General features: G+C 60.2%; 17 protein-coding genes. 10 read left to right on the top strand and 7 right to left on the bottom strand.

From position 1 onward, the window contains the following. Window positions 1–246 precede the first annotated feature (246 nt). Window positions 247–939, top strand: coding sequence for an outer membrane beta-barrel protein (locus ABD937_RS08545; protein WP_345255089.1), 693 nt, complete (start codon window positions 247–249; stop codon window positions 937–939). A 106-nt stretch (window positions 940–1,045) separates the two neighbouring features. Here ABD937_RS08545 and ABD937_RS08540 read toward each other — a convergent pair whose 3' ends face one another. Then, on the bottom strand, window positions 1,046–1,390 hold the full coding sequence (locus tag ABD937_RS08540) for a HesB/IscA family protein (RefSeq protein WP_345255088.1): 345 nt from the start codon (window positions 1,388–1,390) through the stop codon (window positions 1,046–1,048). A gap of 94 nt (window positions 1,391–1,484) precedes the next feature. Here ABD937_RS08540 and ABD937_RS08535 point away from each other — a divergent pair, with 94 nt between their 5' ends. Both ABD937_RS08535 and ABD937_RS08530 read left to right on the top strand, forming a co-directional pair. Continuing rightward, complete coding sequence (locus ABD937_RS08535) at window positions 1,485–1,991, top strand: DUF7935 family protein (RefSeq protein ID WP_345255087.1); 507 nt, start codon at window positions 1,485–1,487, stop codon at window positions 1,989–1,991. A gap of 97 nt (window positions 1,992–2,088) precedes the next feature. Then, entirely contained in the window at window positions 2,089–3,648 is a 1,560-nt protein-coding gene (locus tag ABD937_RS08530) for an acyl-CoA mutase large subunit family protein (protein WP_345255085.1), read from the top strand. Window positions 3,649–3,928: 280 nt separating this feature from the next. Here the strand turns inward: ABD937_RS08530 and ABD937_RS08525 are convergent, their stop codons facing one another. Next, window positions 3,929–4,558, bottom strand: coding sequence for a DUF4142 domain-containing protein (locus tag ABD937_RS08525; RefSeq protein WP_345255084.1), 630 nt, complete (start codon window positions 4,556–4,558; stop codon window positions 3,929–3,931). 168 nt (window positions 4,559–4,726) lie between these two features. Here ABD937_RS08525 and ABD937_RS08520 point away from each other — a divergent pair, with 168 nt between their 5' ends. Beyond that, window positions 4,727–6,241 carry a serine hydrolase gene (locus ABD937_RS08520; protein WP_345255082.1) on the top strand — a complete coding sequence of 505 codons (1,515 nt, stop codon included), beginning with the start codon at window positions 4,727–4,729 and terminating at the stop codon, window positions 6,239–6,241. A 154-nt stretch (window positions 6,242–6,395) separates the two neighbouring features. On the opposite strand, the gene ABD937_RS08515 is transcribed toward ABD937_RS08520, so the two are convergent. Continuing rightward, window positions 6,396–8,063, bottom strand: a complete 1,668-nt coding sequence (locus ABD937_RS08515) for a glutamine--tRNA ligase/YqeY domain fusion protein (RefSeq protein ID WP_345255080.1) — start codon at window positions 8,061–8,063, stop codon at window positions 6,396–6,398. 188 nt (window positions 8,064–8,251) lie between these two features. On the opposite strand from ABD937_RS08515, the gene ABD937_RS08510 reads away from it, so the two are divergent. Together ABD937_RS08510 and ABD937_RS08505 are read left to right on the top strand one after the other, a co-directional pair. Continuing rightward, window positions 8,252–8,839 carry an RNA polymerase sigma factor gene (locus ABD937_RS08510; RefSeq protein WP_345255078.1) on the top strand — a complete coding sequence of 196 codons (588 nt, stop codon included), beginning with the start codon at window positions 8,252–8,254 and terminating at the stop codon, window positions 8,837–8,839. Between the two features lie 12 nt (window positions 8,840–8,851). Continuing rightward, complete coding sequence (locus ABD937_RS08505; RefSeq protein ID WP_345255076.1) at window positions 8,852–9,373, top strand: anti-sigma factor family protein; 522 nt, start codon at window positions 8,852–8,854, stop codon at window positions 9,371–9,373. An 80-nt stretch (window positions 9,374–9,453) separates the two neighbouring features. On the opposite strand, the gene ABD937_RS08500 is transcribed toward ABD937_RS08505, so the two are convergent. Next, the gene (locus tag ABD937_RS08500; protein ID WP_345255074.1) at window positions 9,454–9,882 is read right to left on the bottom strand and encodes a hypothetical protein; all 429 of its coding nucleotides are present in this window, start codon (window positions 9,880–9,882) and stop codon (window positions 9,454–9,456) included. Window positions 9,883–10,201: 319 nt separating this feature from the next. On the opposite strand from ABD937_RS08500, the gene ABD937_RS08495 reads away from it, so the two are divergent. The 3 genes from ABD937_RS08495 (at window position 10,202) to ABD937_RS08485 (ending at window position 14,218) form a co-directional block, all read left to right on the top strand. Next, window positions 10,202–11,560 (top strand): pyridoxal-phosphate dependent enzyme, encoded by a 1,359-nt coding sequence (locus ABD937_RS08495; RefSeq protein WP_345255073.1) that lies wholly within the window; start codon window positions 10,202–10,204, stop codon window positions 11,558–11,560. A gap of 783 nt (window positions 11,561–12,343) precedes the next feature. Next, window positions 12,344–13,135 carry a helical backbone metal receptor gene (locus ABD937_RS08490; RefSeq protein WP_345255072.1) on the top strand — a complete coding sequence of 264 codons (792 nt, stop codon included), beginning with the start codon at window positions 12,344–12,346 and terminating at the stop codon, window positions 13,133–13,135. 9 nt (window positions 13,136–13,144) lie between these two features. After that, window positions 13,145–14,218, top strand: coding sequence for a hypothetical protein (locus ABD937_RS08485; RefSeq protein WP_345255070.1), 1,074 nt, complete (start codon window positions 13,145–13,147; stop codon window positions 14,216–14,218). Window positions 14,219–14,293: 75 nt separating this feature from the next. Here ABD937_RS08485 and ABD937_RS08480 read toward each other — a convergent pair whose 3' ends face one another. Continuing rightward, window positions 14,294–17,065, bottom strand: a complete 2,772-nt coding sequence (locus ABD937_RS08480; RefSeq protein ID WP_345255068.1) for a TolB family protein — start codon at window positions 17,063–17,065, stop codon at window positions 14,294–14,296. Window positions 17,066–17,226: 161 nt separating this feature from the next. On the opposite strand from ABD937_RS08480, the gene ABD937_RS08475 reads away from it, so the two are divergent. Then, window positions 17,227–18,429, top strand: coding sequence for a GNAT family N-acetyltransferase (locus ABD937_RS08475; protein WP_345255067.1), 1,203 nt, complete (start codon window positions 17,227–17,229; stop codon window positions 18,427–18,429). Between the two features lie 132 nt (window positions 18,430–18,561). On the opposite strand, the gene ABD937_RS08470 is transcribed toward ABD937_RS08475, so the two are convergent. Together ABD937_RS08470 and ABD937_RS08465 are read right to left on the bottom strand one after the other, a co-directional pair. Then, complete coding sequence (locus ABD937_RS08470) at window positions 18,562–19,575, bottom strand: PorP/SprF family type IX secretion system membrane protein (RefSeq protein WP_345255066.1); 1,014 nt, start codon at window positions 19,573–19,575, stop codon at window positions 18,562–18,564. A gap of 20 nt (window positions 19,576–19,595) precedes the next feature. Beyond that, complete coding sequence (locus ABD937_RS08465) at window positions 19,596–24,425, bottom strand: PKD domain-containing protein (protein WP_345255065.1); 4,830 nt, start codon at window positions 24,423–24,425, stop codon at window positions 19,596–19,598. Window positions 24,426–24,648 lie beyond the last annotated feature (223 nt).

The following is a 24,648-nucleotide window of genomic DNA, read 5'->3' as shown; positions in this document are numbered from 1 at the left end:
TGCCACAACCCGAAGCCGGGCTTGTTTGAAAATTCCGATTTTTCTTTAAATTAGTCCTATCGATCCAATACCTGTTGCGACCTGTTAATCGTGCCGTGAAGAACCACGTCCTTGCCGGCACGTATCAGCCCCCGCGGGATGATTCAGGCTGAAGCCATGCTGCTACAAAACGTTCGGGCCCCGACAGAAATGCCGGGGCCCGCCCTTTGGCAAAACATTTGCAGCAGAGCTGCGCAAATTCGGCGTATGAAAAATCTGACCTTGCTCCCCGGCCTGCTCGCCGCAATCCTGCTGGCAGCACCCGGAGGCACGCGCGCCCAGCAGATCCGGGGCGGCGTAAACTTAGCCAACGTTTCCACCACTTCCGACGGCCGCGTCGACCGTGGCTCTTCCCTTACATCTTTCCAGGTGGGCCTTATCGGCAACTGGAAACTCGGCACGAGCCTTATTGCCCTCCAGCCCGGCATCGTGTTTACCGGCAAGGGCGCGCAGGTGCAGTACCGCGAGCCGGGGCAGGTGGGGTATTTCCGCCAGCGCCTCAACCCTTTCTATATCGAAGTACCGGTGAACCTCGTGGCCAAGCTTCCGCTCGGGGCCAGCAGCCGCTTTTTTGTGGGTGCCGGGCCCTATGCAGCCGTCGGCATTGCCGGCAAGGTCACCACGGAAGGAAGCGCGCTCGTAGGCGTCAATGGCAAGCGCAGCATCCAGTTCTCCAATGACGACCCGACCACCTTCAACCAGGAAGAGGGCACCGGTCTTGGGGTGCTGCGCCGCTTCGATTATGGCTTCAACGGCACCGCGGGCTTCGAAGGCAGCACTACCGTGATCGGCGTCAACTACGGCCTCGGCCTTGCCAAGCTGCAATCCGGCGCCAACTCTTCCGCCGACGACGCCAACAAGCACCGCGTGCTGAGCTTTTTTATCGGGTTTAAATTCTAGCCGGGAATCGGCAATCGCTAATCGGCAATAAGAAATCCCTGGCGCTGCCAGGGATTTTTTATTCATTGCAAAAGCATTGCCGATTAGCGATTGCCGATTCCCGAACTCAGACCGCAAACGAGCTACCGCAGCCGCAGGTATTGGAGGCGTTGGGGTTGCGGAAGATAAAGCCGCGGTTGTTGAGGCCGTTCTCCCAGTGCACTTCCACACCAAAGAGATAAAGCTCATGCGAGCGGTCCATGATGAAGGGGATACCGCCTACCTCGTAGGACGCATCGTTGTCCTTACGGTCGTCAAACTCAAGCACATAGGAAAGGCCCGAGCAGCCACCGCCCTTGACGCCGATCCGCAGCGGCTTGCTGCTGTCGAAGCCGGGCTCGGCCATGAGGCGGCGCAATTCGGAAGTTGCGCTTTCGGTAAAGGTTACCGGTGAAAGGGTCGTCGTTTCCATACGGTAAAGGTACAAACGGTATGCGGGAGCCACCATCAGGCCGTTAAATAATGGCAGTAGTTTGACATCTTCTTTATTTTTGACGCCTATGGATATGGATATGTCAACCGTTTCGCTGCTGGTAGCCGCCGTGGCACTCGCCGTAGCGCTCGTAGCGCTCTTCCGCAAGTCGGCCCCGGCACCCCCCGCCGCTGTACCGGCGCACAACAGCCAGTTGCTGCCCCTGCAACTCCAGGCCTACGAGCGCCTCGTGATCCTGTGCGAGCGGATCTCGCTGCCCGCCCTCATCAGCCGCACCGCCGCAGCCGACCTCAGCGCCCAGGAGATGCGCTATGTGCTGATCGAAAATATCAAGCAGGAATTCGACTACAATGCGTCCCAGCAGATCTATGTATCGGCCGCCGCCTGGGACGCCGTGCGCAGCCTCCGCGACCAGAACATGCTCGTCATTAACCAGGTTTCCAACGTGCTCGCGCCCACGGCCCGCGCCTCCGAGCTTAACAAGCAGCTGCTCGAGGTGCTGATCGGGCAGGAAGGCAAAGCCCTCCACAGCGCCGCACTCGAAACCCTGAACGACGAAGCGAAGCGGATCATGCGGTGACCTCGCCCCCAGCCCCACTCCAAAGGAGAGGGGAGTTCGAAACTACATCCATCGTGACAGGTGCGCCTATTCACGATTCACGATTGACGATTCACGAATGAAGCCCCTCCACACCGACTCCGGCATCGAGATAAAGCCGCTCTATACGCAACAGGACCGCCCCTCTCCCCTCACGGAGCCGCCGGGGGAATTTCCGTTCACCCGCGGCGTGCAGCCCGATATGTACCGCGGCAAGCTCTGGACGATGCGGCAGTATGCTGGTTTCTCCACGGCCGAGGAAAGCAACAAACGCTACCACTACCTGCTCTCGCAGGGCGTGATGGGCCTTTCCGTGGCCTTCGACCTGCCCACGCAGATCGGCTACGACTCCGACCACGCGCTGGCGGAAGGCGAAGTAGGCAAGGTGGGCGTAGCCATCGACTCGCTCGAAGACATCGGTATCCTCTTCGACGGTATCAGGCTCGAAGAGGTATCCACGTCCATGACCATCAACGCCACGGCCTATATCCTCCTCTCCTTCTACGTAGCGCAGGCCAAGCGCCAGGGCGCCGACCTCAAAAAGATCTCGGGAACGATCCAGAACGACATTCTCAAGGAGTACGCCGCCCGCGGCACCTATATCTACCCGCCGAAGCCCTCGATGCGCATCATCACCGACATCTTCGAGTGGTGCAGCAAGGAGCTCCCGAAATGGAACACGATTTCGATCTCCGGCTACCACATCCGCGAGGCAGGCTCCACCGCCGTGCAGGAGATCGCGTTTACCCTTTCCAATGGCAAGGCCTACGTGCAGGCCGCCCTCGCGAAAGGCCTCGACATCAACGTATTCGGCAAGCGGCTCTCCTTCTTCTTCAACGCGCACAACAACCTCTTTGAGGAAGTGGCCAAGTTCCGCGCTGCACGCCGCATGTGGGCCCGCATGATGAAGGACCTCGGCGCCACCGACCCCAAGGCCATGATGCTGCGCTTCCATACACAAACAGGGGGCTCCACCCTCACCGCGCAGCAGCCGCTGAACAATATCTCGCGCGTCACCATCCAAACGCTGGCCGCCGTACTGGGCGGCACACAGTCGCTGCACACCAACGGCTACGACGAGGCGCTGAGCCTGCCTACCGAGGAAGCGGCCCGCATCGCGCTGCGCACGCAGCAGGTGGTGGCCTTTGAGAGCGGCGCCCCCGATACCGTAGATCCACTGGCGGGCTCCTACTTCGTGGAAGCACTCACCGACGAAGTCGAAGGCAAGGCCTGGGAGCTGATCGGGCAGATCGATGCGCTCGGTGGATCGGTGCCGGCCATCGAGCAGGGCTTCATCCAGGAAGCCATCGCGCGTAGCGCTTACGACTACCAGCGCGGCATCGAAAGCGGCGAGAAGATCATCGTGGGCGTCAACAAGTTCACGGTCGACAAAGAATCTCCGGTGCCGGGGTTTCGCATCGACGACTCGATCCGCGAAATGCAATCAGAAAAGCTGCGCACGCTGCGCGCGCGCCGCAATGCGGTGGCGGTAGCGGGCTGCCTCGAGCGCGTGCGCCAATGTGCGACTGACGGAACGAACCTGATGCCCGCCGTCATTGAATCGGTGGAAGCCTACGCGACCCTCGGCGAGATCGCCGACGTGCTGCGCGGGGTGTACGGGGAGTACCGGGGATCGTGAGTAGCGCTGCGCGCGTTTATTGGTTTACTTGTCTATTGGTTTATTGGTAAGGGTCGTTCACAGCGGGAGACTTACCAGAGTGCGCCGGGCGGTGTTACTGAAGGAAAGGTTCGGATAATGTTACCTGCTCCGTCACAAAGCTTCGCGACGTGCTGTTCGGCCGGTGCAATCGAGTACCGTACCAGTGCTCACCCGCGCATCCACTCACGCGCTCACCCGCTCACGAAAAAGACGCGCCACAGGGCGCGTCTTTTCTGAACTCTATTTCCAAAACCAAAAACTACTTGATCGCTTTGTTGATGGCAGTGGCGCTGTCCTTGTGCATCTTCAGCGCGGGCAGCATCTTGGCGGCCCAGGCCTTCAGGTCGGGATCGTTGGCGCCGCTGGCGGCTTTCTCGAAGTCGGCGATGGTCTTGCTGTGGTCGTTCACCATCATGTCCATATAGTGCTTATCGAATGCCTTGCCCTGCATCTTCTGCATGGCCGTCATGTGCTGCTGCATCTTCGCGTCTACCGAGTCGGTGAGCATGAGGCCGCGCGACGTGGCCAGCTGCTTCAGCTCGTTGTTGGCGTTCGTGTGGTCGTTGACCATCATCGAAGCAAATGCCTTCACGCGCTCGTGCTGACCGTTCTGCTGGGCTACCTGGCCGGCCTGCACTTCCATGGTGCCGCCCATGGCCGCCTTGCGTACGAAGGCCTGGTCGGCCTCGTTGAGCGGCGTGCCGGTAGTGGTGGTGGCGCCGGCATTCGAAGTACCAGGACCGGTAGACGTGCTGCCCGTATCGGTGCTGTTGGTGGTGGTGGTGCTGACCGTCGTGTCCGTGCTGCCGTTGCTGGAGGCACCGTCGCCGTTACAGGACGTGAACGCGATCGCCGCGATGAGGGCCGGCAAGAGAAGCTTTTGTTTCATAAACTTTTTGTTGGTGAGGAATGCCTTTAACCTGAAAATCTTATGCCAGCTACGGCCGGGCTATACCACGGCGTACGATCAGGCGCGCCACCGCAAGTTGCCGCTCAGCAATATGGCGGCCCGCCTCAAATAGGGAATTCCCGTATTTTACGGTCCATAACCCACCTGATGAAAAAGATCATTGCTTTCTGTTCCCTGTTGACCCTGGGCAGCACCGCCGGCGCCCAGGCGCCCGCCTTCGTCTCCGACTCTTTCGACCGCTATGTGCAGCAGGGCCTCAAGGACTGGGACATTCCCGGCCTGGCCGTGGTGATCGTGAAAGACGGACGCGTGGTGCTGCAAAAAGGCTATGGCGTGCGCAATATCGAAACACGCCAACCCGTGGACGCGCAAACGCTCTTCATGATCGCGAGCAACACGAAGCTCTTTACCGGAACGGCGCTGGCGCTCCTCGAGCAGCGCGGCAAGCTGCGCATCGACGACCCGGTCTCGAAATACTTTCCCGATTACCGGCTGTACGACCCGATCTCGGCGCAGCTCGTCACCTTTCGCGACCTGCTGGCGCACCGCATCGGCACCAAGACCTTCCAGGGCGATTTCACCTTCTGGAACTCGAAGCTCTCGCGCGAGGAGGTGATCCGGCGGATGCGGCTGCTGAAGCCTTCGGGCCAGTTCCGGCAGGACTACGGGTACTGCAACAGCTGCTTCCTGACCGCCGGCGAAGTAGTACCCCGCGTTACCGGCCGCAGCTGGGAAGACTTCGTACGCGACTCCATCGTGCTCCCTGCCGGCATGAAGCAAACGCTCATGCTCTCGACCGGCATCGACAAGCAGCCAAACGTATCGGCGCCCTACACGAGCTCTTTTACCGGCACCCTGCAGCGCGTTCCCTACGACAACTGGAATAACCTCGCCCCTGCCGCCAGCATGGTGAGCAACGTGGAAGACCTGGCCCAGTGGCTGCGCCTCCAGCTCGACAGCGGCCGCGTCAACGGCAAGCAGGTGTTGCCCTTCGCGGTGCTGCAAAAAACCCGCGACGTCAACATCATGACCGGGAGCCGGCGCTCCGGGGCCTTCCCGACGCATTTCCGCGGCTATGGCCTCGGACTTTTCGCCACCGACTACAACGGCCGGCAGGTATACTGGCATACCGGCGGCGCCGGCGGTATGGTCAGCAACGTGTGCTTCGTGCCCGAAGAGCGGCTTGGCATCGCCATCCTCACCAACAACGACAACCAGAATTTCTTCGAGGCCCTGCGCTACCAGGTGCTTGACGCGTATCTCGGCGTGCCTTGGGTCAACCGGAGCCAGCAGTTCCTGCCCTCGTTCCGACGCGATATGGACGGACAGCTGAAAGAGATCGCCGGCTGGCGCGCCCGGGTAAAAGGCGTTGTTCCTCCGCTTCCGATCGCCGAGTACACCGGCACCTACCAGAACCCGCTGTACGGCAATATCCGCATCACCAATGAAGGCAGCGGGCTCCAGATCCGGTTTCTCAACCACGACGACCTGCGCGCGAGCCTTACCTACATGGACAACGACGAGTGGCTGATGGAATACAACAATATCGAGTTCGGGATCTTCGCCATCAAGTTCGACGCCATCAAAGGCAAGGTGAAATCAGTGACCACCAGGCAAAACGAATATGCCGAGCAGGACCCGTATGTGTTCATAAAAAAATGACCCGGCCCCCTGTCCCCCGAAGGGGGAACTTAGGCTGGTGATACTTTTCTATTTCACACCTCGCCCAGAGCTTTACCCTCAAGCAAAAGGCCCGGATCGCTACGCGATCCGGGCCTTTGCCATTACCCCATTAGCACATTACCCCATTAGCACGTTATACCTTTTTTTGCTCTTTTGCCCAGGCGTCTTTTAAGCCGACGGTGCGGTTAAAGACAAGGCGCCCGTAGGTGTCCTTATTGTCGAGGGTGAAGTAGCCCTTGCGGAGAAACTGGTAGCGCTCGTTGATGCGCGCGTTCTTGAGCGCGGGCTCGGCATATACCGTCGACAGCACCTCGAGGGAGGCCTCGTTGATGTAGTCCTTGAAATCGCCTTCTTCGCTCGACGGGTCTTCGACTTTGAACAGGCGGTCGTAGAGGCGCACTTCGGCGGTGATGTTGTTGGTTGCCGATACCCAGTGCAGCGTGCCCTTTACGTTGATGCCCGACGTGTCGGAGCCGCTACGGCTTTCGGGAATATAGGTGCAGTGCAGCTCGGTGATGTTGCCGTCAGCATCTTTCACTACGTCTTCGCACTTGATGATATACGCGAACTTGAGGCGCACCATGCCGCCGGGGAACAGGCGGAAGTATTTCTTGGGCGGATTCTCGAGGAAGTCGTCGCGCTCGATGAAGAGCTCGCGGGTGAAGGGCAGCTCGCGTGTCGGGCTGTTCGGGTCCTCCGGGTTGTCTTCCCCTTGCAGCAGCTCCGGACCGTTGCCTTCCGGGTAGTTGGTGATCACCACTTTCAGCGGGTCGAACACCACCATGCGGCGCAGCGCGATCTTGTTGAGGTGCTCGCGCACGCAGAATTCCAGCAGGCCTACGTCGATCAGGTTCTCGCGCTTGGCGATGCCCACGCGGTCGCAGAAGTCGCGGAAGGCCTCGGGGGTGTAGCCGCGGCGGCGCATGCCGGAGATGGTGGGCATCCTGGGATCGTCCCAGCCGTCGACATGCTTTTCTTCCACGAGCTGCTTCAGCTTGCGCTTGCTCATTACGGTATAGGTCAGGTTGCGGCGTGCAAACTCGTACTGGTGCGAGGGGAAGATCTCCAGCTTATCGATGAACCAGTCGTACAGCTCACGGTGCGGCACGAATTCCAGCGTGCAGATGGAATGCGTCACGTTCTCGATAGAATCGCTCTGCCCGTGCGCGAAATCGTACATCGGGTAGATGCACCAGGCGTCGCCGGTGCGGTGGTGGTGCGCGTGCTTGATGCGGTACATCAGCGGGTCGCGCATCAGCAGGTTCGGGTGCGCCATATCGATCTTCGCGCGCAGCACCTTATCGCCGTCCTTGTATTTCCCGGCACGCATGTCGGCAAAAAGCTGCAGGTTCTCCTCGATGGAGCGGTCGCGGTGCGGGCTGTTCTTACCCGGCTCGGTATGGGATCCCTTGGTGGCGGCGATCTGCTCGGAGGTGAGGTCGTCGACGTACGCATAGCCCTTTTTGATCAGGGTAACGGCATATTCGTAGAGCTGCTCGAAGTAGTCGGACGCATACACCTCGTTCTTCCACTCCACGCCGAGCCACTTCACGTCTTCCTTGATGGAGTCTACGTACTCGGTCTCCTCGGTGGTGGGGTTGGTATCGTCGAAACGGAGGTTGGTATAGCCCGGGTATTTCTGCGTGAGGCCGAAGTTGAGGCAGATGCTCGTGGCATGACCGATGTGCAGGTAGCCGTTCGGCTCCGGCGGGAAGCGGGTGACGATGCTCTTGTATTTACCTTCCTTCAGGTCCTTCTCGATGATCTCCTCGATGAAATTCAGGGATTTTTCTTCTGACATAGGGGGACAAAAGTACGGGTTCCGGGGTTCAGGAAGGTTTAGGGGTTTAGGAGGTTTAGAAGGTTTAGGAGGTTTAGAAGGTTTAGGAGGTCAGGCATTCCTGAACCAACCTCTAAACCGTCTAAACCTTCCCAAAAATTTACCTTCGCCTGTAACTCCTGCCTTCCGGCGGTAGTCTTACCCACTGAATGCACACCGAAACGGCTGATATAGCGATCATCGGGCAGGTGCTCCGCGGCGATTCCGGCGCTTATGCCGGACTCGTGGAGCGCTACCAGGGCTTCGTGTTTACCGTCGTGCTCCGGTATGTCAAGAGCCGCGAAGACGCTGAGGAAGTGGCCCAGGATGTGTTCGTGAAGGCCTACCGGTCGCTCGCCGACTTCAAGGGGGCTTCGAAATTCAGCACCTGGCTGTATACGGTGGCCACCACGAGCGCGCTCACCTGGCTCCGGAAAAAGCGGGTGGACACGCAGTCGCTCGACGACGAGGCCGTTTATGCGCGTGCCGACAACCTCGACGGCGGGATGAGGGCCGATACGGTGGAGCAAAAATCGAGGGCCGGGATGGTAAACGCAGCGATCCGCCTGCTGGCCCCTGACGACGCCCAGATCCTCACGCTTTTTTACAAGGGCGAGCAGAGCCTCGACGAGATCGCGTCGGTCATGGGCATCACGGCCAATAACGCCAAGGTAAAGCTGCACCGCGCCCGCACGCGGCTGAAGGAGAAAATGGAGACGCACTTTGCGGCGGAGGTGCGCGATATTCAGGAACATTAAAACGAAAGAGCTATGGACAACGGGATGGAAATGGAAGAGCGCCTCTGGTCCTATATCGACGGGGGCGGGAGCGACGAAGAGCGAAGCGCCATCGATCGGCTCATCCGCGAAAACAGCGCCTGGCGCGCTCAATATGCCGAGCTGCTGGAGCTCAACCGGCTGCTCAGCGCAGACCTCGAACTCGAGGAGCCGCCGATGCGCTTCACCCGCAACGTCATGGAGGCCATTGCCCGCGAGCAGATCGCACCTTCCACCCGCAACTATATCAACAAGCGCATCATCTGGGGCATCGCCGCCTTCTTCGGCGTGTTGCTCGTCGGCTTCCTGGTTTATGCGATCGGGATGATCAACTGGGCGGCGCCCGCCGGCAGCAGCAACCCGCTCGGCCTTGAGCTTCCCAAGACCGACTTCAGCCGCATCTGGAGCAACGACTTCGTCAACGGGTTCCTTATGGTAAATGTGCTGCTGGGCCTCCTGTTGCTGGAGCGGTTCCTGGCCCGGAAGAGCCGCGAGCGGCTCGAGCGGCTATCCTGACCAAAAGGAAAAAGCCCCCGACAAGATCGTCGGGGGCTTTTTTTGCGCCGGAACCGCGCGGAGCGGGCGGTGCGGAAAGCTTAGCGACCACCGCCCGAAGGAGTAGTGCCACCACCGGTGGTACCGCCGCCCGTGGTGCCGCCACCCGAAGTGCCGGTGCCCGTGCCCGTACCGGAGCCCGAAGTACCCGTACCGGATCCGGAAGTACCAGTGCCGGAACCAGATGTGCCCGTGCCGGTACCGCTACCGGAAGTACCCGTGCCGGTACCAGTGCCTGTTCCGGTTCCTGTTCCGGTGCCGGTACCCGTACCTGTTCCGGTGCCGCCCGACATCGTGTCGCCACCGGGCATCGTGCCGGTGCCGGTGCCCGACGCGCCGGTTGTGTCGGTGCCCGTGGTTGTGGTCGTCGTGTTCGTTGTGGAGTCTGTGCTCGCGTTATTTCCCTGGCCATTGTCGGCGCAGCTGATCAGGGCGATGGCGATACCTGCAGACAGCAAGATCTTTTTCATACTCGTTTTTGTTTGTTGGAAATAATTGGTTCGGGGTTCGGGCAACAATTACCCTACCAAGCCGCAAGTGCGCTTTAGCAGAATGCGCAGCTTCGGTGCGGCCGGTCGGACCTGTTGCATCTTCACCCCTTTTCCGGGCGCGGCAGGCGGGGCTGCAGCGGCGAACCGACGAGCTGCGCTTATCCCCATCCGTAAGTGCGCCGGGCAACGCCTGACAAAAGGCGATCATGTGTATTGCCGGCAGCGTGGGCCGGGGCGGTCGGTAAAACGCGCCTTCCAAACCTTTCCAAAATCGTACCTTGCGCCCTCAAACCGCTATATGGATGTAAAGAACAACATACTGGAGACCATCGGCAATACACCGCTTGTGCGCCTCAACCGCATCGTGAAGGACCTCCCCTGCACCGTGCTTGCCAAGGTCGAGTATTTCAACCCCGGCAACTCCACCAAGGACCGCATGGCCCTCAAGATGATCGAGGTGGCCGAGGCCGAAGGCCGCATCAAGCCCGGCGCTACCCTCATCGAAGGCACCTCCGGCAATACCGGCATGGGCCTCGCCCTGGGCGCCATCGTAAAGGGCTACAAGTGCATCTTCGTCACCACCGACAAGCAGTCGCAGTCGAAGGTCGACATCCTGCGCGCCCTCAACGCCGAAGTGATCGTGTGCCCCACCAACGTGGAGCCCGACGATCCCCGCTCCTATTATTCCGTGGCCGCCCGCCTCGCCAGGGAGATCCCGAACTCGTTCCACTTCAATCAATACGACAACCTCGCCAACCGCCTCGGCCACTACGAAACCACCGGCCCCGAGCTATGGGAGCAGACCGACGGCACCATCACGCACTTCCTCACCACCGCGGGTACAGGCGGCACCATCACCGGTACCGCGATGTACCTGAAGGAGCAGAACAAGGATATCCAGGTGTGGGCCATCGACGTGGAAGGCTCGCTCCTGACCAAGTACTACCGCACCGGCGAGGTCGACATGAACGAGGTGCATCCGTATATCTCCGAGGGTTTCGGCGAAGACTTCGTTCCCGGCAACTACGATATGAGCGTGATCGATCATTTCGAGCAGGTGTCGGATAAGGAAGGCGCGGTGTGGGCCCGCAAACTCGCCAAGGAAGAAGGCCTCTTCTGCGGCTACAGCTCCGGCTCCGTAATGGCCGGCCTCATGCGTCTTAAAGACAAGCTGAAGCCGACCGACGTTGTGGTGGTGCTGCTGTGCGACCACGGCAGCCGCTACGTAGGCAAGATCTACAACGACCAGTGGATGGCCGAGCGCGGCTTCTTTGAGGTGAAGACCTTCAAGGACCTTGTGAGCGCCCGCGGCCGCCAGCGCCTCATCACCATCGAAGCCACCGAACCCGTGTCGGCCGCTGTGGAGCTGATGAAGAAGTATGACATCGAGCACATCCCGGTAGCCGATGCCTCCGGCGCCCTGGTGGGCTCCATCTCCGAGAACGGACTGTTCCAGAAGGTGTTCGCTAACCCCGACATCCGCACCCATAAGGTAGAGCAGGTGATGGAAGGCCCGCTGGCCGAAGTGGCCCTCGATACGCCGGTGGAAAAGATCGGCTCCCTCATCTCCAAGGAGCAGGGCGCCGTGCTGGCGAAAGACGAGAGCGGAAATTACCAGATCGTAACAAAATATGATGTGTTGCAGGCCCTCGCCTGAAGCACCTGACTCGGAATAAGGCCGCCTTCGGGCGGCTTTTTCGTTTCCGGACCGGTAAAAAGCGGCTCCAGGCGCGGGATTCGCTGAAAATGTACGGCTACGGCGCAGTTGTGTTTCTACCGCTACACCTCGTAAAGTCCGCAAACTGCACCCTCGTATTTTTCCTACGCGATAACTGGAAGCTTACGAGCCGGATGGTAATAACCGAAGTTGCGAAAAAGGGCGTTTTTGCACTTGTGCGCGCTACCCGCTACCGCTACTTTTGTGTTGTTACCGGGAAGCAAACGGCCGTTTGGAAAAAATAACCGGCATCCCGGAAAAGATCTTTGAAAATCCGATCCTATCGATAAATCCAAGTTGAATCCATTTTCGTAATTGATGAAAAACCTGTCCAATCCTAAGTAAAACCGTCCTGATCCAATCCAACCGAAAAGCCAGATCCAATCCTTAGAAAATCCAACCAGAATCCAGTCCGAAGAAAAACCAGATCCATCCTTTGAAAACCGTCCTGATCCAGTCCAACGAAAAACCAGATCCAATCCTTTGAAAGCAGCCCGTTTGTAATCCGTATCCGAACAACCACTGCCTATGACTTCCACCAAGAAAATGTGATTCACGTCACCAACTTCCGATTCCCTAGAAAGCCATCTAAAAGGAGTAGTACCCTCCTGTTGTTATTTTGATTCCCTACAACATGAGGTTGGTGATACCAAAAGCCCCCGACGATTTTGTCGGGGGCTTTTTTTTGCCCGTTCCGCAACGTAGCGTCGATATCTTGCGGCCATGCGTCCGCTTTACGACCCCTTTGGCCGCCCCCTTTCCCTGCCGCACCCACCGCAGCGCATTGTGTCGCTCGTGCCTTCCCAGACCGAATTGCTGTACGACCTCGGGCTCCGGGACGAAGTGGCCGGCATCACCAAGTTCTGCATCCATCCCGACGAATGGTTCCGGGGCAAGACGCGGGTGGGCGGCACCAAGACCGTGCATGCCGACCGCGTGGCCGCCCTGCAGCCCGACCTGGTGCTCGCCAACAAGGAGGAGAATGTGCGGGAGCAGGTGGAAGCGCTGGCGCAGGACTACGCTACCTGGGTGTCCGACATCGAAACGCTGGACGATGCACTCGACATGATCCGTTCCATCGGCGCCCTCGTGCACCGTGCAAGGGAAGCGGAGATCATCGCCCGGAAGATCCGCGGCCGGTTCGACCGACTGGAGCCGGTACAAGGGCCGAAGAAGCGGGCCGGTTACCTGATCTGGAAAGACCCCTACATGTCGGTAGGGCACGACACCTTCATCCACCACATGCTCGGCTATCTCGGCGTGGAGAATGCCTTCGCCGACCGGGGGCGCTATCCCGAGGTATCGATCGAAGACCTGCAGGGCTGCGACGTCATCCTGCTGTCATCAGAGCCGTATCCCTTCGCCGAAAAGCACGTAGAGGAATTATTGCAAGCGGTGCCCGGTGCTGCCGTCGCCCTCGTCGACGGGGAGCTGTTCAGCTGGTACGGCAGTCGCCTCCTGCATACGCCGCCTTATTTCCGGAACCTGCGCACGGCGATCGCGGGTATCGACTAAATTGGGCCCATGCAGCTCGAATCCGACAAGCCCTCCCGCAAGAAGCCGTTCTTCCCGATCAACAAGAACCTGCGGAACTACCTGCGGCAGCACGGTCGCGAGATCGCCCTGCCCATCGCGTACAACGACCTGCTCAACATTTCCTACTCCATCCCGCTCAAAGACAAGCAGGGCCGCGATACGCTCTGGGAGAAGGCTTCCTACGATATGCGCGACTGGGAATACCTGCGCGAAAGCCTCATCCAGGTGTACGCCATCCTGAAAACGGAGGGCGACTATACCTTTACGAAGCACCTTGATGTAGCGCGGATCGACTATTGCACCTTCGGCAACTCCAACCCGTTCCGCATCCGCATCGTCAACCGCTTCAACGACAACTACGACCATTATTACATTAAAAAGGAGGACGCCTCGCGCGTGTACGGACTCGAGTTGGAGCACATCCTCTCGCCCAACCGCATCACCTTCCTCACCGGCAACGATACGCTCATCGAGGAGCACATTCCGGGCCTGCCGGGCGACGTATTCATCCAACAGCACCTCGAGCTGCCGGAAACCAACAAAATCCGGCTGGCGAAAGAATTCGTGAAGTTCAACGAGCGCTGCTTCGTGCGCCTGCTGGGCGATATGCGGAGCTACAATTTCGTGGTGAACGTAACCCCCGATATCGAGGACTACCAGTACCGCATCCGCGCCATCGACTTCGACCAGCAATCCTACGAGGGCCGGAAGAACCTGTATTTCCCGCAATTCTTCAAGGAGAACTACCCATTGGTGGAGCTCGCGTTGCAGCACCTGAACCCGGAAAGCATCGCGCAATACCAGGCCGAGGAGCGCACGCTGATGGCCTTCCGCGTGAGCGTGGAGCGCCGCCGCCTCCTCGAGCTGCTTACCATCATGTCGGGCGATACGATTTCCACCGATGAGAAACGTCGTCAGCTGCGCGAGCAGCTCGGCCAGCATTTCGACAACCCGCAATTCCTACGCTGCCGCACCATGGGCGAAGTCGTAAAGCTCACGCTCCGCCAGTGCCTGAAGCCGCACATCGCGCGCATCCACAAGCACCAAGGAAGGATAATCTAAAGATCTATGATCTCAGATCTGAGATCTACGCTTTCCGTACCGAAAGATCACAGATCCGAGATCACCGATCTGAGATCATCTCGGTATGAGGTTCACCGGGAAGAGAAACTCGAATACATGCTGGTTGACGTTGCCGACGCGGCGCGCGTCGATGAGGTAGCTGTAGCGGAAGGTCAGGGTCACCGGGTAGGAGTTCCACCATTTGGTATCGAGGTAGAGCTCGCCGCCGGCGGAGCGCAGGTCTACGGTGCGGGTCTTGTCGTCGGAGTAGAACCGGCTCATGTCGTAAAATAGGTTACCGCGCACGCGGAGCAGGTACACGATATTGGCCAACCCGCGATCGGGATTCAGGATCGGGAAATGGTAGTTGCCCGAGTAGCGCCACATCCGCGAATTGAAAAAGTCGGTATAGCCACGGCTGTTGGCAAACCGGTTCGAGAAGAGGACGTTGTTGGTATCCACCTGCTGGAAGGAGCCCGAAAGCACCAGGCTGTGGTTGCGCATGATGCCCGGCAGGTACAGCGACGAGCTCGCGAGGAACTGGTAGCCCGGCTCGTCGAGGCGGTGGCGGTAGTTGCCGCTGATGAAGTAGCCGAGGCGCGGGTAGATATGCTGCCGGGCCTGGGGCAGCTGTTGGGCCCAGCTTACCGTATGACTGAGGTACGTTGCCGAGAAACCCTGGTAAAACAACTTGGTGGCACCTGTAGGCCGGGTTTGGTTGACCACCACATCGCTACCGAACCGCAGCGACTTGAGCGTTTTGCCCTGCGAAAAATTCAGGGGAACATAATAACCGAGGCGCAGGTCGGTGCTGCTCAGGGTAAAGGTCCGGTTGGGCAGGCGCACCGTGCGTTCGAAGGTGTGCTCGGCACCGGCAGTGAGTACCGGGAACAGTCCTCCGTACGCGAGGTTGATACCGGCGCCGTGGGCATCCTCGTTCTGGTTGTAGCGGTAGAACAATTCGCCGCTGAGGGTATTGAGTACGTTATCGCTGTACACCGAGAAGGTGAACTCGGGGTCCTGGTAATAGGGCCGCCAGCTGTGCGGGTTCACGAGGCCGGTGGCGCCCTTGTACCGGGTAACGGGCCTTGCTTCCACCGGTGCATCCAGTATTTGTACGGCACTGTCGGCACCGGCCACGGCGAAGGGCTCCTGCTCCAGGCCCCATTGCCCGATGGGCACTTCAATGCGCGGCAGCGAGTCGAGCGCGGCATGCGTCATCCGGAAGCCCATCGTGGAGAACTGCGACCAGGTGAGCACGCTGTCGCGCACGCTCGGGAAATAATGGCCGACGCCACCCGTGGTGAGCCGGTTCACGGCACGCGTGGCGAGCGAGATCTCGTACAGATCGTCGGTGCCGTTGAGCGATGCCGTGAAGTACACCTTGTCGCCTGCCGGGTAGAAGAACCCGATCACCGCGTTGGTAGGTGGCAGCAGCTGCGTGAATTTCAGCGTCTCGGTATCGAAGGTATTGAGGGTCACTTTTGCATTGGCATGCCGGATGGCGAGCACGATCGTCTTCCGGTCTACGAACTGCGGGTGAATGAAAAAGGCGCGGGCCGGCGTCTGCCGGCGCAGCAGCAGCTTGCCCTCGCGCGACAGGAGGTGCAGCTCGCTTTGTAACGAATCGTTGATGTTCACCGCCACCAGGGTGCTGTCGAAGGGCGACAGCGACGGGGTAAAATATTTTTGCTTCCGGGTGATGCGGTGCTCTCGGCCGGTAGCCACGTCGAGCAGCACGATGTCGCTGTAGTTGACGAGCGACCAGCGGGGATGCGTGCTGTAGGCGGTGTAGGCCACGGTGCCGTTGCGGTAGTTCAGCCACTCCTCGTTGCTGATCGACGAAAGCGCGATCCGCCGTTCTCCTGCCGGGGTACGCAGGTAAAAGGCAGGGATGGATCGGTAGCTGTCTTTGAGGTACAGCATCGAATCGGTGCCGATGGCCTGCGGGAAGTAAAAGTTGGTAACCACGGTACGGTCGTTCAGCTCGTCGCGGCGCCGGCTTACCTCGTGCCGGTAGGAGGCGAGCGCTTCGGTGCGAAACTGTTTGAACGAGACGCCCGAATGGCGCTGCACCGCTTTCTGGAAGGGATAGAACAGGCCTTTGAAGGCGCTGGCGTCGCGCACCACCTTACCCCAGAAGTCGGCACCGTATTTCTGGTAGCCGTAGTTCACCAGCAGGTAGCCCAGTGGGTAGTGGTTGGGCACAAAGTCTTTGTACGAGCCGTTCCGGAGCTTCATCCAGCTATAGTTGCGGCCGCCTTTCCAGAGTGCGTTGAAGCCGTTGAAGAAATACGGCATGCGCCCGCGCCCGCCGGGCGTGAGCACCGTTTCGGCATATACGGCGTCGCCTTCGAAGAACCAGTCGGGCACGGAGAGGGCATTGGCGAGGGCCCTTCCCTCCTGCCCCAGCAGCACGCCCGACGCGCGGCTCAGGCCGCGGTTCATGTTGTTGTATTGCTGCACGTGACGGTACTCGTGGATGGCGAGCTGCTCGTGCCAGGGAAGGTTTCCGAAGTCGAAGATGTTGGCGCCGGGAATCAGGTAGAACTCGCTACGCCACGGGGCAAGTCCGACGTAGCCGTTGGCAAGCGTGGTGTTGCCGTGGAGCACGACGTTGATCTTCTGCAGCGAGGGGCCGAGGCCGCTGGGCGTTGCGGCAAGCCGGTGCAGGATGGAGGCCACCCGCTGGGCCTGGGGCGCCGCCGGTGCCGTGAAGATGATGCGTGCGGTGTCGGTGTTGATCTGCTGCCAGCGCGTAGCCGGCGGAAAGCCGCCAAATTGCTGGGCCCCGAGGGTTCCGGAAAGCAGCAACAAGGAAGAAGAAAGAGCCAGTCGGAAGTTCATAGAGAAAAGATAGGAAGATTGCAAGAAACATGCCCCGGACAGAGATCTCAGATCGGTGATCTCAGATCTGAGATCTGGTGTTAAAAACCTGACACGTTAGATCTTAGATCCTACATCCGAGATCTGCGATCCCCCTGCCTATCTTCGTTTCAAATGAGTGTATGCTGCTGTTAGCTCTGGCCGCGGCGCCAGGACTGGCGATCTGTCTTTATGTGTTCAGCCGCGACGTGCACAACCCTGAGCCGGTGCGCTACCTGGTGGCGAGCTTTGCCCTGGGCGCGGCCTTGACGCTGCCCGCCTACTTCATCGAGAAAGGCGCCTCCTCCCTGCTGGCCGCCGATGTGGCGGGTATCCTCCTGCAGTCGTTCTTTGCCATCGCGCTGGTAGAAGAAGCCCTCAAGTTTCTCGTGCTGCGCTACTTCTGCTTCCGCCTCCCTTCCTTCGACGAGCCGCTCGACGGCATCATCTACAGCGTCATGGTGAGCATGGGCTTCGCCACCATCGAGAACGTGGCCTACACCTGGATCCACGGCGCCGACGTGCTGCTGGGGCGCTCACTCACAAGTGTGCCGGCCCATGCCTGCTTTGCGGCCATCATGGGCTATTACGTAGGCCTTGCCCGCTTCGAGCCCGCACGCTGCGGGGCGTTGCTGCGCGCAGGCCTCGGGCGTGCCGTGCTCTTTCACGGCTGCTACGATGCCTTCATCCTCCTCACCGAGAACCGCTGGCTGACGCAGTATGTATCGGAAGCGCTCCTGCTTACCGGCGCCATCTATTCGCTGTTCGTGGCACTGCGCCTCAGCCGCCGCCTCTTCCGGCAACACCGGCATACCTCCCGGCAGCTGTTCGTATCCGACCCGGCGCTGACCCTCCGCGTGGCCGACGAGCGCGACCTGCCCATGATCGAAGCGTTGGCCCGCGACACAGGGCCCGATGCATTCGGAGGCTTTCTTCCGGAGGCACAGATCGCGCAACTCCTCGACACCGGGTACAGCACCACCGCCTTGCTGCAACAAATGAAGGAGGGACACCGCTTCCTGCTGGTCAGCAATGCCGGCCTCCCGGTGGGCTTTGCCGCCTATGGCGCGCTCGACGAAGACCGCTTCCAGCTTTACAAGCTGTACGTGCTGCCGGGCCACCAGGGCCGGGGTGCGGGACGCGCACTGCTCGAGGGCGCGCTGCGCCAGGCCGCCGACGAAGGGGCAAGCGAGCTGCGCCTGCGCGTCAACCGGAGCAATGCGGCCGTCGGCTTCTACGAGCACCTGGGCTTCCGGATCCTTCGCAGCGAAGACATCGACAGCGGTAACGGCTTTATCAAAAATGATTACGTGATGGTGCGGGAGATCGAAGATCGTGAGGCGTGAATCGTCAATCGTGAAGGCGGACGCCGGACATCGTGAATCGTCAATCGTGAATGCTGACGCCAGTCAACGAAAGAACGGATGCCAAAGGCATCCGTTCTTGGAGCCGCGCATCGCGGATTCACGATTCACGTATCAAAATCGCGGGCAGTGCATGGCATTGAGCGAGGAGTTGTCGCGCTGCGTGAAGCCGACGAAGGTGAGCGAGAGCTCGAACCCGCCCTGGCCGTAGCTCGAGGTCTTGAGCTTCGAGATGTTCACGTCGTAGCTCAGTCCCATCGAAAGTCCCTTGTAATCGAGCTTAACAGTAGGAATAAGGGCGTCGTTGAGGCGCAGGAAGCCGCCGGCAGAGAGGGCCACGTCCGGCGTCTCGAAATCGGGACCGAACTTGATACTGTACAGGAGGCCGGCGATGATCTCGCGGAAGTTGTCCTGCATCGTATAATCACCGTGGAAGACCACGTTGGTATTCTCGGTCATTCCCAGTTTCACGGCGCCGCTGATCACATACTTCGGCTTGATCTCGATGGCGGCACTGCGGTAGAACGAATTCTTCGGGCGGGTGAGGTGGTGCATGGCGGCGCCGATCAGGAAGCTGTTGTCGGCATTCTCGCCGAAGTCGCCGTTGAGGCTGAGGCCGGCGCTGCCGTCGAAGTAGCGATAGCCGTTGGTGGCCAGGTTCTCGCCATCGGTGCCGTTGTCGTAGGTGTTGTTCGTAGTGATCTTGCTGCGGTCGATCGTGCGCTGCACTACACCCCCCATAAAGCCGGCGGAGAGATACAGGTTGCGGGTGCCCGAGATCGACTTATGAAAGTTGATCGCGGGAAGCACGTGCGTCGTCTTCATGCCGCTGGATCCGGCCTCGTCATGAAACAGCTGCATGCCCAGCGTTGCATAGTTGTCGCCGCCGCCCACCTGCAGCTTGTATTCGGCATTGGCCGAGATGGTCTTGTATGCGTTGGAGATGCTGTTCCATTGCGAGCGGTATACGGCCTGCACGCGGTAATCGCCGTTCACGATGCCTGCGAGTGCCGGGTTGCGGAACAGCGGCGTTTCGTAGAACTGCGAGAAGTGGATGTCCTGCGCCTGCGCGGTTCCCAGCACACCGGTTAGCAGTACAAGGGTCGTATAGTGTCGGAGCTTTCTCATATGGGTGTTTTCAATTGGATTTATTGCAATAAGGTTACGTCGCCTTTGATGGGCAGGAGCTCGTTATTGGAGCAGAGCACCTCCAGGGTATAGACATATACATCGGCGCTCGCCTTCTTACCCTTGAACATACCGTTCCAGCCTACCAGCACATCGTTGGCCTTGATGTTGGTGCGCTCGTACACCAGCTCGCCCCAGCGGTTGAAGATGCGGAACGAGCGGATGTTGGCGATGCCGGTGCCGCGGGGATAGAACACGTCGTTCATGCCGTCGCCGTTGGGCGAGAAGGTGTTCGGAACGAAGATGTTTCCACTGCCGCAGAGCACGGTCACGTTCATGTCGTCGTAGCTGGTACAACCGCCCTCGTTGCGCACCATCACGCGGTAGAGCGATGAATGGCGGGCGGTGACGATCGGCGAGGGACAGGTGGCGCAATTGAGCGTGCCGGCCGGGGCCCACTGCCAGGTCGTTACGTCGGCCGAGCTCGTGGTGCGGATGGTGGCGGTATCGCCGGCGGGCAACACGAGGTCGGGACCAGCGTTCACCGTCGGGATGGGGTATACGCGGAGCGTGATCTTTGCCGAGTCGATATAGCAGCTCGAGCTGTCGCGCACCACCACCGTATACGTAATGGTGGTATCCGGTGTCGCGGTCGGCGTCGGGCTATTGGGATTATCGAGGTAGGTGGCAGGCGTCCAGGTGTAGAAGTCGGCGCCGCCGGTACGGAGCTGCAGGCGCTCACCGCGGCACAGCGTATCCCGCAGGGCGGGTCGGATCATGGAGAATCGTTGCTTCACCTCGATCCGTACGGAGTCGCGGGCAGAACAGCCGAAGCCGTCGGTACCCGTCACCCAGAACGTCGTGCTGGTGAGCGGGTTGGCTGCCGGAGCCGGGCAGTTGAGGCAGCTCAGGGCGCTGTTCGCGTCCCACTGGTAGTTGAGGGCGCCGGTGGCGGTCAGCGTGATGCTGCTGTCGCGGCAGAGGCGGACGTCGTTGCCGGCGTCGACCACGGGCACGGGGCGCACCACTACCTGGCGGTCGGTGGTATCGGAGCAGCCGTTGCTGTGGGTGAGGATGAGGCGTACCGTATAATTACCAGCCGCCGTGTAGACCTGTGCCGCGGGGTTCTGCGTGGCCGCGGTCTGGCCGTTGCCGAAGTCCCACTGCCAGCCAAAGGTGCCGCCACCGGGGTCGCGTTGCACCTGCCCGCCGAAACTGAAGGTTGCCGGCGCGCACGCGGCCGCCACCGGGGGTACGATATTGCTTTGCGGCGATACGTTTACGGTAATGGGCAGCGACGTGACCGTAGCACTACAGCCGGCCTGCCCGTTGGTAACCAGCGTAACCGTGTACGTGCCCGGCGTGGTATAATTATGAACCGGGTTCTGCTCGTTGGACGTGTTGCCATCGCCGAAATCCCACTGCCACGAGGTGATGACGCCGTTGCTGGTGGAGAGGCCGCTGAACTGCACGCGGCCCGAGTCGCAGAGGTTGTACTTGTCGGCTTCCATCTTTCCGTACACGCGGTAAGCGAAAATGGTGTCGGCGCCGGTGATCGGCACGGAGCAACCGAGCGCCGTATCGATCAGGATGATCCGGGGCACGAAGCGGCCGGTATCCGAATAGGTATGGCTCGTGCTCGAAACGATATCCCATTGCGTAACGCCGTCGCCGAAATCCCAGATGAGGGAGTCGCGGTGGGACGTGTTGGAGTTGAAGTTGACGGTGAGGGGCTGGCAGCCGGTGACCGGGGTATAGCTGAAGGTGCCGGAGGGGCCTTTCACCACCACGGGGCGAGAGATCTCGTCGGTGCAGCCACTCGGGCCGGTGACCTTGAGCTTCACCACGAAATTGCCGGGTACGCTGTAGATGTGCGAGGGTGCCGGCAGCGTGGACGAAGAGCCGTCGCCGAAGTCCCATACCTGCGACGTATAGGCGCCCGACAGGTTGGTAAAGGTCACAACCAGCGGCGGGCAGTTGGCCGAGGAGTCGGACATGCTGAACTGCGCGTACGGGAATGCGACGGTCACATAGTTGGTGCGCGTCGTATCGGAGGTACAGCCGTACGTGTCGGTCACTGTGAGCTTCACCGTATACACCCCGTTTGCCGGATAGGTATAGGAGGGCGACTGCTGCGTGCTGGTGCCGACGCCGTTGCCGAAGTCCCAGGCATAGGTGAGCGGCGCATTGCCGGTCGACGCGTTGGTAAATGCCACGGGGAAGTTGGTGCAATTGAGGGTATCCGTGGTGCTGAAGGAAGCCGTCGGCTTCGATACGATCGCGGCGGCGGGCATCGTAAAATATCCGTAGCAGCCGGCGGCGTCGCGAATGGTGAGGTTCACCGTGTAATTGCCGACGCTGGTATACGTATGCTGGTAAGGCGTGGTGCCGGACGAATCGAGGTCGGACCCGTCGCCCCAGTTCCAGATCCACTTTACGATCGGGTTCACACCGTCGGAAACGGAGTTGTCGATGAAGGTGAACGTGTTGCCGCCGGGCTGGAGGCAGGCGGGGCCTGCGGGCTGGCTGAAGGTGGAGAAGGGACCGTTCACGCGCACCGGCTGTGTGAAGGTTTCCACGCACCCATTGACGTCGGTAGTGGTCAGCGTCACCGAGTAGTTACCCGACGCGGTGTAGACATGGGTGGCTGTGCCGGGGGTGCTGGCCGTGTTGCCGTCGCCGAAGTTCCAGGCCCAGGAGATGATGTTGGCGGGGTTGGCCGTGGCATTGAACTGCATCGGTGCGTTCGTACACACGCTGGGCGTAGCCGGCGCGAAGGTAGCGTCGTCGGTAACGATCTGCACGGTGCGCACGCTCTCATGCGTACAGGTGCCGTTGGTGACCCTGAGGCGCACCGTATACACACCGGGGGCAGCGTAGGTATGCGTGGGTGCAGCCACACCGGAGGTGTTGCCGTCGCCGAAATCCCATTCCCAGGTAAGCGGCAACAGCGCGGGGTCCACGGTCGAATTGTTAGTGAAGGTGCGTACCATTTTGCTGGCGCAGGTAGCCTCCGGGGTAAAGCGCGCGATCGGCGGGAGCACGCGGATGATCTGCTCGAGGCGCAGGGTATCGTTGCAGGTGAGGTTCGATACGATGAGCTGGACGGTGAACGTGCCGGTGTCGGCATATTGGTAAGCCGGGTTTTGCGCGCCCGACGTACCGCCATCACCGAAATTCCATTGCCAGCCGGTGATGGTGCCGGTGCTGTTGTCGGTAAAGTTCACCACGTTGGTGGCGCACACGTTGGCCGGGTTGAAACTGAATGCGGCACTCGGACGCGTGGCGGCACGCACGGCATTGGGCAGTACCAGCGTATTGGTACAACCACTGGCAGTGGTCACGGTGAGCGTAACGGTGTATTCACCGGTGGTCGTGTATGTATAGGTCGGGTTCTGCAGGTTGGAAGTAACGCCGTTGCCGAAATCCCAGGCCCAGCTCGTAACGGCCTCATTCGTCTGCACGGTGGGCACGGGTGTGATGGTGAGCGGCGCGCAGCCGGTCTTCGGGAGGCCCGCGATCGAGATCTGGGGCTTTTGCACCTGGATATAAGCGGTACGCACCTGCGTGTCGGTGCAGCCGCTGGCATTCGTCACCTTCAGGGTCACGGTGAACAAGCCGGTAGCCGTGTAGGTATGTACCGGGTTTTGCTGGGTAGACGTGTTGCCATCGCCGAAATCCCACTCATAGGTACCGGCGCCCGTGGAGGTGCTCGTAAACGTCACCGTCATGGGAGCCGAGCACGACACCGTGTTATTGGCAGTAAAGGCGGCAACCGGCTTCGGGAGCACCGTCACCGTGCGGGTGACCACGTCGGAGCACGACCCGAACTGGTTGGTCAGGCGAATCGTGTAGGTGCCGGGGGTGGTGTACGTTTTTACCGGTGTGAAGTCGGTGGAGGTAGTGGCGTCGCCGAAATCCCAGGCCTGGGAGGTGGGCACAGGGGCGCTTCCGTTGTTGATCGTGATGGGCGTGCCGGCGCAAACCGGGGATCCCACCGTAAAGGTGGTGGTAGAGCCTACGCGCACGAGGGCGGTCTTCACTTCGGTATCGGTACAGCCATTGCCGTTGGTCACCACCAGGGTAACGGTATAGGTGCCGGCGGTTGTATAGGTATGCGCCGGGCTCGTTTGCGTGGAGGTGTTGCCGTCGCCGAAATTCCACTGGTAGGTGTTACCCGTTCCGGTGCTGGTGTTGGTAAAATTGACGGTATGGGGCGTGATGCAGTTCACCGGGTTCGACTGGGTGAAGGCCGCCACCGGCTTATCGGCCACGTTCACGAACTGCGGCTTCGTGATGGAGCGCGTACAGCCGTTGTTATTGGTGACGAGGAGGGTTACGTTGTAGAGGCCGGATACGGTGTAGGCATGGCTCGGGTTGGCCGTGGTGGCCAGGTTGCCGTCGCCGAAGTCCCAGTTCCAGGTAGTGATGTTGCCGATGGTCGTGGTCGCGTCGGTGAACTGGACGTTGAGCGGGGTACAGCCGGTGTTGTTGACGGCTGTAAAGTCGACCGTAGGGCTCGGCAGAACCGTGATGAAGTCCACCTTGGTCACCGAGTCCTTGCCCTGGGCGTTCTCCACAACCAGTTTCACGGCGTAGGTGCCCGGTATCACGTAGGTGGTCGAAGGGCTTTGCTGCGTGGAGATCACCCCATTGCCGAGGTCCCAGCGGTAGGTAGGGTTGCCCGAGGTCGTCGACATGTTGATGAAGTTGACGAGCATCGGGGAACAGCCGGTTCTTGGGGCGGCGTTGAAGTCGACCGTAGGCTGAGCCATTGCGGGGAGGGCGCATCCGAGCAGGAGGACGAAGGCCAGGGTGTACTTTCGGGATAAGCGCATTGCGTACGACATAAGGTTAGTTTGGTGTTTTCCGGACGTAGTGGCCACCAACGCTTTTCGTTTGCGACCGCCTTAACTTCGGTGTTCCACCACCAAAGGGTCCCTTGCCCACCGGGCTTTACACAAAAGCCAAATATACCCCAAAAGGGTATATTGGCACCCCCAGAATACGGCGGGAACCGCAATTCCCGGGATGAATTGTACCAGATCGGCTACCGGGCGCGGCCGGGCTTTG

The organism is Flaviaestuariibacter amylovorans, assembly GCF_039541815.1.
Taxonomy (GTDB): Bacteria; Bacteroidota; Bacteroidia; order Chitinophagales; family Chitinophagaceae; genus Flavisolibacter; species Flavisolibacter amylovorans.
Note: the sequence above shows the minus strand (reverse complement) of the source record. Positions and strands in the feature narration are given on the sequence as shown.

Coding starts and splice junctions, on each gene's coding strand:
- ABD937_RS08470 (WP_345255066.1), bottom strand. CDS start 19,575: ATGAGAAAGCTCCGACACTATACGACCCTTGTACTGCTAACCGGTGTG.
- ABD937_RS08525 (WP_345255084.1), bottom strand. CDS start 4,558: ATGAAACAAAAGCTTCTCTTGCCGGCCCTCATCGCGGCGATCGCGTTC.
- ABD937_RS08500 (WP_345255074.1), bottom strand. CDS start 9,882: ATGAAAAAGATCTTGCTGTCTGCAGGTATCGCCATCGCCCTGATCAGC.
- ABD937_RS08535 (WP_345255087.1), top strand. CDS start 1,485: ATGGATATGTCAACCGTTTCGCTGCTGGTAGCCGCCGTGGCACTCGCC.
- ABD937_RS08465 (WP_345255065.1), bottom strand. CDS start 24,425: ATGTCGTACGCAATGCGCTTATCCCGAAAGTACACCCTGGCCTTCGTC.
- ABD937_RS08520 (WP_345255082.1), top strand. CDS start 4,727: ATGAAAAAGATCATTGCTTTCTGTTCCCTGTTGACCCTGGGCAGCACC.
- ABD937_RS08505 (WP_345255076.1), top strand. CDS start 8,852: ATGGACAACGGGATGGAAATGGAAGAGCGCCTCTGGTCCTATATCGAC.
- ABD937_RS08515 (WP_345255080.1), bottom strand. CDS start 8,063: ATGTCAGAAGAAAAATCCCTGAATTTCATCGAGGAGATCATCGAGAAG.
- ABD937_RS08485 (WP_345255070.1), top strand. CDS start 13,145: ATGCAGCTCGAATCCGACAAGCCCTCCCGCAAGAAGCCGTTCTTCCCG.
- ABD937_RS08545 (WP_345255089.1), top strand. CDS start 247: ATGAAAAATCTGACCTTGCTCCCCGGCCTGCTCGCCGCAATCCTGCTG.
- ABD937_RS08495 (WP_345255073.1), top strand. CDS start 10,202: ATGGATGTAAAGAACAACATACTGGAGACCATCGGCAATACACCGCTT.
- ABD937_RS08530 (WP_345255085.1), top strand. CDS start 2,089: ATGAAGCCCCTCCACACCGACTCCGGCATCGAGATAAAGCCGCTCTAT.
- ABD937_RS08540 (WP_345255088.1), bottom strand. CDS start 1,390: ATGGAAACGACGACCCTTTCACCGGTAACCTTTACCGAAAGCGCAACT.
- ABD937_RS08480 (WP_345255068.1), bottom strand. CDS start 17,065: ATGAACTTCCGACTGGCTCTTTCTTCTTCCTTGTTGCTGCTTTCCGGA.
- ABD937_RS08490 (WP_345255072.1), top strand. CDS start 12,344: ATGCGTCCGCTTTACGACCCCTTTGGCCGCCCCCTTTCCCTGCCGCAC.
- ABD937_RS08510 (WP_345255078.1), top strand. CDS start 8,252: ATGCACACCGAAACGGCTGATATAGCGATCATCGGGCAGGTGCTCCGC.
- ABD937_RS08475 (WP_345255067.1), top strand. CDS start 17,227: ATGCTGCTGTTAGCTCTGGCCGCGGCGCCAGGACTGGCGATCTGTCTT.